The sequence below is a fragment of the Clavibacter sp. MX14-G9D genome (assembly GCF_032917815.1).
GTDB classification, from domain to species: Bacteria; Actinomycetota; Actinomycetes; order Actinomycetales; family Microbacteriaceae; genus Clavibacter; species Clavibacter michiganensis_K.
The window spans coordinates 1-8,747 of the sequence record NZ_JAVCVL010000116.1 but is presented as its reverse complement, the minus strand read 5'-3'; the positions used below and the strand labels follow the sequence as shown (position 1 = coordinate 8,747).

Here is an 8,747-nt window from a genome sequence, read left to right as displayed (position 1 = left end):
CGGTGGCCCGGGCGCGCGGCGGGGCCGAGCGCTCGGCCCGCTCGTCGCGCCCGCGGTTGGCGCCCGCGGACGCGGCCTCGTACCGGTCCTTGGCGAGCTTGCGCTTGCCGGCGGGGTGGTACGGCCGGTCCTCGGCCTTGGGCGTGGGCTTCTTGCCCTCCAGCGCCTGCCGGCCCTGCCCGCCCGACCCCTTCAGCGGGCCCTTCTTGGTCTTCCGTACCGCGCCTGAGCGGCTGGGCTTATTCGCCATCGATGCTCCAATGCGACCCGCCAGGCGAGTCCTCTATCGTGATGCCGGCCTCGGCCAGCTCCTGTCTGATGCGGTCGGCGAGGGCGAAGTCCCTGGCCTCCCGCGCGGTCTGCCGTTCGGCGATCCGCTGCTCGACGAGCGCCTGCAGCGCACGGCGCGCGGGCTGGTCGGAGGCGGTGCGCCACTCGTCGGAGAGCGGGTCGATCCCGAGGACCGCCACCATCGCGGAGACGTCGGCCCGCAGCGACGCCGCCTCCAGGAGGTCGCCCGCGTCGAGGGCGGCGTTGCCCGCGCGGACGGCGTCGTGCAGCACGGCGAGCGCCTGCGGGACGCTCAGGTCGTCGTCCATCGCCTCGGCGAACTCCGCGGGGACCGCGGCGGGTGCCGCGCCCTCCGATGCGGGTGCCGCCTGGAACCGGGTCCCGGCCAGCCGGCGCGCGCTGCGGTCGAGGAACGTCTCGATGCGGTCGAACGCGGCCTCGGCCTCGGCGAGCGCGCCGTCGTGGAACTCCAGGGTGGAGCGGTAGTGCGCGGATCCGAGGAAGTAGCGGACGACCACGGGGCGGGCCGCGGCGAGGAGGTCGGCGGCGAAGAGCGAGTTCCCGAGCGACTTGCTCATCTTCTGCCCGGCGACCGCGACGAGGCCGTTGTGCAGCCAGTAGCGCGCGAAGGGGTCGCCCGCGGCCTGCGACTGCGCGAGCTCGTTCTCGTGGTGGGGGAAGCGGAGGTCGAGGCCGCCGCCGTGGATGTCGAACTCGGCGCCGAGGTAGCGCGTCGACATCGCGGAGCACTCGATGTGCCATCCGGGCCGTCCGGCACCCCATGGGGAGGGCCAGGACGCGCTCGCGGGCTCGCCGGGCTTGGCGCCCTTCCAGAGGGCGAAGTCCCGCACGTCGCGCTTGGCCCGCGGGTCGGCGTCGGCGGCGGCCTCCATGTCGGCCGCGCGCTGGCGCGTGAGCTCGCCGTACCCGGGCCAGGAGGCGGTGTCGAAGTAGACGTCGCCGGATCCGTCGTCGGCGGCGTAGGCGTGGCCGCGCTCCACGAGGCGGGCGATGATGGCCTGCATCTCGCCGATGCTCGCGGTGGCCCGGGGCTCGTAGCTGGGCGGGAGGATCCCGAGGGCGGCGTACGCGCGCGCGAACTCGAGCTCCACGCGGTAGGCGAGCGCCCACCACTGCTCCGTGCCGCCCGCCTCCTGGCCGCGCCGGGCGTTGTCGATGACCTTGTCGTCGATGTCGGTGACGTTGCGCACGAGCGTGACGTCGAGGCCCCGGTGCGTGAGCCAGCGCCGGAGCTGGTCGTACGCGAGCGCGGAGCGGAGGTGGCCGATGTGGGGCGCCGACTGCACGGTGGGACCGCAGACGTAGATGCCGACCCGGCCGTCGACGAGCGGCACGAAGTCCCGCAGGGACTGCGTCCGGGAGTCATGGAGGCGCAGGGTCACAGACAGATCCTAGTCAGCGCGCGTGCGGACCCCCGCCGGGAGACGGGTGAGGAGGCGGCCGCCGCCGGCCGGGGGCGCCGCCGTCAGAGCCGCTCGACGAGCGCCGTGGCGACCGCGGCGACCCCGTCGCCGCGCCCCGTGAAGCCGAGCCCGTCGGTGGTGGTGCCCGCGAGGGAGACGGGCGCGCCCACGGCGGCGGAGAGGACCCGCTCGGCCTCGGCCCGACGCGGCGACAGCTTCGGGCGGACGGCCATGACCTGCACGGCGACGTTGACGATCCCGTATCCCGCCTCGCGGACGAGCTCGGCGGTGCGGCGGAGGAAGACGTCGCCGTGCGCGCCGTCGAGCTCCGGGTCGTCGGTGCCGAAGATCCCGCCGATGTCGCCGAGGCCGGCGGCGGAGAGGAGGGCGTCGCACATGGCGTGGCTCACCGCGTCCCCGTCGCTGTGCCCCGCGAGGCCCGCCTCGCCCGGCCAGAGCAGGCCCGCGAGCCAGAGCGGCTGGCTGCCGTCGACCGCGTGCACGTCGGTGCCGATCCCCGAGCGGAGGCGCGATGCGGCCGACCCGACGCCCTCCGAGCGCGCGACGAGCTCCTCCGCCCGCCGCAGGTCCCACGCCGTGGTCACCTTGAAGGCGAGCGCGTCGCCGGGGACGACGTGGACGGTGCCGCCCGCAGCCTGGAAGAGGGCGCCGTCGTCGGTGTGCTCCGCGGTCGCGGCCGCGTAGGCGCCGTCGAGCGCGACGCGCGGGAAGCCCTGCGGCGTCTGCACGCCGACGAGGTCGCTGCGGTCCACGGTGCCGAGGCACTCCCCCGCGGGATCCACCCGCTTGACCGTGTCGGTGACCGGGAGCCCCGGGACGACGCCGGCACCCCGGGTGCGGACCTCCACCGCGACCCGGGCGAAGAGCGCGGTCGGCGTGAGGGCGCGGGCCGCGTCGTGCACGAGGACGGTGTCGACGGATCCGGCGAGCGCCGCCAGCCCCGCGCGGACGGATCCCTGCCGGGTCGCCCCGCCGGCGACCACCTGGACGGATCCGCGGGCCGCGCCCGCGACGGCATCCGCCACGGCCGAGGCCTCCGCGAGGTGCGTGCCCGGCGCGACGACGACGACGTGGGACTCCTCCGCGAGGTCGAGGACGCGCGCGAGCGACCGGGCCAGCAGCGTCGCCCCGCCGACCTCGACGAGCGCCTTCGGGATCCCGGCGCCGAGGCGCGTGCCGCTGCCCGCCGCCACGACGACGACGCCGAGGCGGGGTCCCGCCGTCTCCCCGTCGGCGGACGCGCGGACGGACGGGACGACGGGGTCGTGGCTCATGCGGTCAGGCTACCGGCGGCCCGGGACGGGCGACGCGGGCGGATCAGGAGGCGAGGACCTCGTCGAGCATCGTGGAGGCGTGCTCCTCGTCCGTCTTCTCGGCGAGGGCGAGCTCGCCCACGAGCACGCCGCGCGCCTTCTGCAGCATGCTCTTCTCCCCCGCGGACAGGCCGCGGTCCTGGTTGCGCCGCCACAGGTCGCGGACGACCTCGGCGACCTTCAGCACGTCGCCGGACGCGAGCTTCTCGAGGTTCGCCTTGTAGCGCCGGGACCAGTTGGTGGGCTCCTCCGTGAACTCGGCGCGCAGCACCTCGAAGACCCGCTCCACGCCCTCGCGGCCGATGACGTCGCGGACGCCGACCATGTCGACGTTCTCCGCGGGCACCTCGATCTGCAGGCCGCCCTGGTTGACGTCGAGCTTGAGGTACAGCTTCTCCTCGCCGCGGATGACGCGCTTCTTCACCTCGATGATGGTCGCCGCCCCGTGATGCGGGTACACGACGGTCTCGCCGACCTCGAAGAGCATGGGTTCCCCGTTCCTTGGACTGCCCATCAGGGTACCAGTCGGGTCGCGCGCGCCCGCGGGCGGCCGTCCCGCACCTGATCCCGTAGGCTGGGCGGGTCAGCTGATACACGCGCGGACGCCCCCGGACGCCCCGGCGCCGGCTCCGTGCGACAACCGGAGGGTCCCGTGAGAGCGCGTACCGCATCGTCCATCGTCCTCGCGGCCCTGATCGCGGTCGGCACGTCGTCCTGCACCTTCATCACGCCCCAGGCCACGCAGATCTCCTACTTCCCGAGCGACGGCTTCGACGCCACGGTCGGCGACATCGAGGTGCGCAACGCCATCCTGCTGACCGAGGGCGACTCCCCGTCGGGCGCGAGCCTCGTGGTCACGCTCGTCAACAACTCCGGCGACAGCCAGCGGGTCGCGTTCCAGCACGAGCTCACCGAGGGCAGCGCGGAGCGCGAGACCCGCACCGTCACGGCGGCACCCGGCCTCACCGCCTACGGCGCCGAGGACTCGCAGCGCATCGTGTTCGACTCCGTCGAGCCGACCCCGGGGTCGCTCACCAAGATCTACATCCAGTACGGCGACGCCGAGGGCGTCGAGATGGACGTGCCCGTCCTGAACGGCGACCAGGAGACCTACACGAGCCTGGTCCCCGGCGGCTCGGGCTCCACGCCCGAGACCACCGTGACCACGACCCCCGGCACCGACGAGGGCGACGAGGGCCTCGAGGACGACACGAACTAGTCGCCCGTCCTCCGGCCGCAGCGCATGACGGAGGCCCCGTCCCCCTCGGGGGACGGGGCCTCCGTCATGCGCGGACCCGGGCCCCTACGCCTCGAAGCGGTAGCCGAGCCCGCGGACGGTGACGAGGAGGACGGGGTCGGACGGCTCGCGCTCGATCTTGGAGCGGATGCGCTTGATGTGGACGTCGAGCGTCTTCGTGTCGCCGAAGTAGTCGGATCCCCACACGCGGTCGATGAGCTGGCCGCGCGTGAGCACGCGCCCGGCGTTGCGGAGCAGCAGCTCGAGGAGCTCGAACTCCTTCAGCGGCATGGCGATCTCGCGGCCGTCCACCTCCACGGTGTGGCGCTCGACGTCCATGCGCACGGCGCCGACCTCGAGCACGTTCAGCGGCTCGTCGTCGACCTCGACCCGGCGGCGGAGCACCGCCCGGATCCGCGCGAGGAGCTCGCGCGTGGAGTACGGCTTCGTCACGTAGTCGTCGGCGCCGAGCTCGAGCCCGACCACGATGTCCACCTCGGAGTCCTTGGCGGTGAGCATGATGATCGGCACGGCCGAGCGCGTGCGGATCTCCCGGCACACCTCGGTGCCGGGCAGCCCCGGCAGCATGAGGTCGAGCAGGATGAGGTCCGCGCCGTCCCGGTCGAACGCCGCGACGGCGGACGGGCCGTCCTCGACGACGTCGATCTCGTACCCCTCGCGCTGGAGCAGGAAGGCGAGCGGCTCGCTGAGCGACGCCTCGTCCTCGACGAGCATGATGCGTGTCACGTGGGTTCTCCGATGTCCGTACCGGCGAGAGCCGGCGTCTGCGATGCCTCGGGGAGGCGGATGGTGAAGGTCGAGCCGCGTCCCGGGCGGGACCAGACGCGGACGTCGCCGCCGTGGTTCTGCACCACGTGCTTGACGATGCTGAGGCCGAGCCCGGTGCCGCCGGTGTCGCGGGCGCGGGCCTGGTCGACGCGGAAGAACCGCTCGAAGATGCGGCCCTGCTCGTCCTCGGGGATGCCGATGCCCTGGTCGGTGACGACGACCTCCACGGCGCCGTCGTCGACCATGACCCCGATGCCCACGCGCGAGCCGTCGGGCGAGTAGTTCACCGCGTTGCTCAGCAGGTTGTGCACGGCGACCACGAGGAGGGCCTCGTCGCCGTAGACGGTGGAGCGCGAGCGCTTGCCGCGGGCGAGCTCGATGCCGCGGAGCTCCGCGCCGAGCCGCACCTGGTCGAGCGCCACGCTGATCACGTGGTCGACGTCGACGGGCTCCGCCTTCTCCAGCGCGTTCGCCGCCTCCAGGCGCGACAGCTCGATGATCTCCTGGGTGATGCGCGCGAGCCGGGACGACTCCGTGGTCAGTCGGGCCGCGAACCGGCGCACCTGCACCGCGTCGTCGGCGCACGAGTCGAGCGCCTCGGCGAGGAGCCCGACCGCGCCGATGGGCGTCTTCAGCTCGTGGCTGATGTTCGCGACGAAGTCGCGGCGCACCTGGTCGAGCCGGTGCGACTCCGTGCGGTCCTGCGCGAGCAGCAGCACGTAGCGCGCACCGAGGCGGGCCACACGGACGTGCATCTGGAACTCGGCCGCGCCGAACGGGCCGCGGGCGAGCGAGACCTCCTCGGCCATCGGCTCGCCCGAGCGGCGCACGCGGTCCACCATGGCGACGAGCTCGGGGTGCACGAGCGCCTGGTGGAAGACGAGGCCCGAGGAGATGGCGCCGGGCGAGGCCTTCATCACGTTGTTCGACGGGTCGAGCACGATGCCGGCGGACTCGAGGGCCTCCAGGACCTGGTCGACGCCGTCGGGGACGACCGGGTTGGTGATCTCGACGGCGCGGTCGCCGCGGTCCGCCGCGTGGTGCAGCAGCCACACGAATCCCGCGCCCACCGCCAGTCCGATGACGAGGCAGACGAGCACCAACGCACCGGTGTCCATGCGCCCAGACTAGGAGACGGCACGGGGCCGTCCGGGTCCCGGGGTCCCGTCATCCGCGGAGCGAGGGCGCGAATTCAGCTCGACGGCACCGTGCGTTAACCTCGCTTGACCAGAGTCGGATGACGTGGACCCGGCACCCGGGGTCCGCTCTGCCCGAGAACCACCCCGTCCCTCCTGCAGCGGGGCGGACTGAGAGGACGTCCCCCCATGCGCGAAGTGTTCCAGCAGGAGCTCCACGAGGTCCAGGAGCGTCTCATCGAGATCTCCGCGCTCGTCGCCATCTCCATCGAGAACGCCACCCGGGCGTTCAACGAGTCGAACGTCAGCCTCGCCGAGACCGTCATCGAGCAGGACCGTCGCATCGACGAGCTCGCCACGAGCCTCGACGAGCTCGCGATCAACATCCTCGCCCGCCAGCAGCCCGTCGCCCGCGACCTCCGCATCGTCGTGAGCGCGCTGCGCATCAGCGCCTCGCTCGAGCGCATGGGCGACCTCGCCGAGCACATCGCGCAGCTCTCCCGCTACCGCTTCCCGGACAAGGTGGTGCCGAAGTCGCTCCGCCCCACGTTCCTGGAGCTCGGCCAGCTCGACGTCGCCATCGCCCGCAAGCTCACGGACCTCCTCACCACCGAGGACCCCAAGCTCGCCGAGGAGATCCGCAACGACGACGACCGCATCGACGAGCTGCACCTCAGCGTCTTCGACAAGGTGCTCGGCGAGACCTGGAAGGGCGCGGCCGTCGACACGGTCGACTCGACCCTCGCGAGCCGGTACCACGAGCGCTTCGCCGACCACGCCGTGTCGATCGCGAAGACCGTGCAGTACCTCGCCACGGGCGACTGGGTGCAGGCCGACGCCTGACCCGTGCGCGCCGCGTGACGGCGCGCACGACGAGAGCCCGACCGGATGATCCGGCCGGGCTCTCGTCGTGCGGGCCGCGCGCTGCGGCCAGCGTGCCTACTCCTTGCTGCCCTGCGCGGCCACGGCCGCGGCGCCGGCGGCGGCGGCCTCCGGGTCGAGGTACTCGCCGCCGGGGACGATCGGGCGGAAGTCCTCGTCGAGGCGGTAGACGAGCGGGATGCCGGTCGGGATGTTGAGCTCGGCGATGTCCGCGTCGGAGATGCCGTCGAGGTGCTTCACGAGGGCGCGCAGCGAGTTGCCGTGCGCGGTGACCAGCACGGTGCGGCCGGACGCGAGGTCGGGCTGGATGTCGGACTCCCAGTAGGGCAGCATCCGCTCGATGACGTCCTTCAGGCACTCGGTGCGGGGCAGGGCGTCGCCGAGGTCCGCGTAGCGGGGGTCGCCCGACTGCGAGAACTCGTCGTCGTCGGCGATGGGGGGCGGCGGCACGTCGAACGAGCGGCGCCAGGTGGCGAACTGCTCGGGGCCGTACTCGGCGAGGGTCTGCGCCTTGTCCTTGCCCTGGAGCGCGCCGTAGTGGCGCTCGTTGAGGCGCCAGGTGCGCTGGACGGGGATCCAGGAGCGGCCGGCGCGCTTGAGCGCGATGTTGGCGGTGTCGATGGCGCGGATGAGGACGGAGGTGTGCAGCACGTCGGGGAGGATGCCGGACTCGGCGAGGAGCTCGCCGGCGCGCTGCCCCTCCGCGACGCCCTGCTCGCTCAGCTCGACGTCCACCCATCCGGTGAACAGGTTCTTCTGGTTCCAGTCGCTGTTGCCGTGACGCAGCAGGACGAGGGTGCGGGAGTCAGCCATGCCGCCAGCCTACCGAGCGATGGGAGACTGGACCCATGCCGGGCGCCGCCTCCCCCGTCGGCTCCGTGACACGCGGGACGACCAACACGAACCGCCTCCGGCGCGTGGACCGGTGGATCGCGACCCTCGACTCCCTGCGCACCGCAGCCGCCCCGCTGGTGGTCGACCTCGGGTACGGCGCGAGCGGCATCACGGCGCTCGAGATGCACCGGCGGCTGCGGGACGCGCGTCCCGACGTGCGCGTGGTGGGCATCGAGATCGAGCCGGGACGCGTGGCCCGCGCCCGCACGCAGCTCGCCGAGTGGCCCGACGCCGCGGCGCGGGATCGGGTGTCGTTCGTGCGCGGCGGGTTCGAGGTGCCCCTGCCGGGCGGCGAGCGCGCCACGGTGATCCGCGCGTTCAACGTCCTCCGGCAGTACGACGAGTCCGAGGTGCCGGCCGCGTGGGAGCGGATGGCCGCGCGGCTCGCCCCCGGGGGATCGGTGGTCGAGGGCACGTGCGACGAGATCGGCCGCGTCGCCAGCTGGGTGGACGTGCGCGAGGACGGACCGCGGAGCCTCACGATCTCGCTGCGGCTGGCGGGGCTCGCGCTGCCGTCGATCGTGGCGGAGCGGCTGCCGAAGGCCCTCATCCACCGCAACGTGCCCGGCGAGCGCGTCCACGGGCTGCTGGCGCTCCTCGACCGGAGCTGGATCCTCAGCGCGCCGCTCGGCGTGTACGGCCCGCGGCAGCAGTGGCTGGGCGCCGTCCGGCGCCTGCGCGACGCCGGCGTGCCCGTCGAGGCGGGGCCCGCCCGGTGGCGGCTGGGCGAGCTGACGGTGCCGTGGTCGGAGGTGCGGCC

At 73.6% G+C, this 8,747-nt stretch carries 9 protein-coding genes and 1 pseudogene; 3 read left to right on the top strand and 7 right to left on the bottom strand.

Going from position 1 to position 8,747, the window contains the following annotated elements:
• The 4 genes and pseudogenes from Q6969_RS10200 to Q6969_RS10185 form a co-directional block, all read right to left on the bottom strand.
• Positions 1–250 (bottom strand): annotated as a pseudogene (locus tag Q6969_RS10200) (23S rRNA (guanosine(2251)-2'-O)-methyltransferase RlmB); the annotation flags it as partial.
• Positions 240–1,694, bottom strand: a complete 1,455-nt coding sequence (cysS, locus tag Q6969_RS10195) for a cysteine--tRNA ligase (protein WP_317230340.1) — start codon at positions 1,692–1,694, stop codon at positions 240–242. The pseudogene Q6969_RS10200 and the gene cysS, both read right to left, overlap by 11 nt.
• 83 nt (positions 1,695–1,777) lie before the next feature.
• Positions 1,778–3,010: a 2-C-methyl-D-erythritol 4-phosphate cytidylyltransferase gene (ispD, locus tag Q6969_RS10190; protein WP_317230339.1), complete on the bottom strand. Its 1,233-nt coding sequence runs from the start codon at positions 3,008–3,010 to the stop codon at positions 1,778–1,780.
• Positions 3,011–3,053: 43 nt separating this feature from the next.
• Positions 3,054–3,536 (bottom strand): CarD family transcriptional regulator, encoded by a 483-nt coding sequence (locus Q6969_RS10185; RefSeq protein ID WP_094116510.1) that lies wholly within the window; start codon positions 3,534–3,536, stop codon positions 3,054–3,056.
• Positions 3,537–3,701: 165 nt separating this feature from the next.
• On the opposite strand from Q6969_RS10185, the gene Q6969_RS10180 reads away from it, so the two are divergent.
• Positions 3,702–4,268: a hypothetical protein gene (locus Q6969_RS10180; protein ID WP_317230338.1), complete on the top strand. Its 567-nt coding sequence runs from the start codon at positions 3,702–3,704 to the stop codon at positions 4,266–4,268.
• 84 nt (positions 4,269–4,352) lie between these two features.
• Here Q6969_RS10180 and Q6969_RS10175 read toward each other — a convergent pair whose 3' ends face one another.
• Both Q6969_RS10175 and Q6969_RS10170 read right to left on the bottom strand, forming a co-directional pair.
• Positions 4,353–5,033, bottom strand: a complete 681-nt coding sequence (locus tag Q6969_RS10175; RefSeq protein WP_094116512.1) for a response regulator transcription factor — start codon at positions 5,031–5,033, stop codon at positions 4,353–4,355.
• Positions 5,030–6,193, bottom strand: a complete 1,164-nt coding sequence (locus tag Q6969_RS10170) for an ATP-binding protein (RefSeq protein ID WP_317230337.1) — start codon at positions 6,191–6,193, stop codon at positions 5,030–5,032. Before Q6969_RS10170 ends, Q6969_RS10175 begins: the two co-directional genes overlap by 4 nt.
• A 207-nt stretch (positions 6,194–6,400) precedes the next feature.
• Between Q6969_RS10170 and phoU the strand changes: the two genes are divergently transcribed.
• Positions 6,401–7,054, top strand: a complete 654-nt coding sequence (phoU, locus tag Q6969_RS10165) for a phosphate signaling complex protein PhoU (protein ID WP_012039182.1) — start codon at positions 6,401–6,403, stop codon at positions 7,052–7,054.
• A gap of 96 nt (positions 7,055–7,150) precedes the next feature.
• On the opposite strand, the gene Q6969_RS10160 is transcribed toward phoU, so the two are convergent.
• Complete coding sequence (locus Q6969_RS10160) at positions 7,151–7,906, bottom strand: phosphoglyceromutase (RefSeq protein WP_317230336.1); 756 nt, start codon at positions 7,904–7,906, stop codon at positions 7,151–7,153.
• 35 nt (positions 7,907–7,941) lie between these two features.
• Here Q6969_RS10160 and Q6969_RS10155 point away from each other — a divergent pair.
• Positions 7,942–8,747: class I SAM-dependent methyltransferase (locus Q6969_RS10155; protein ID WP_317230335.1), on the top strand; the 806-nt coding region annotated here is incomplete at its 3' end.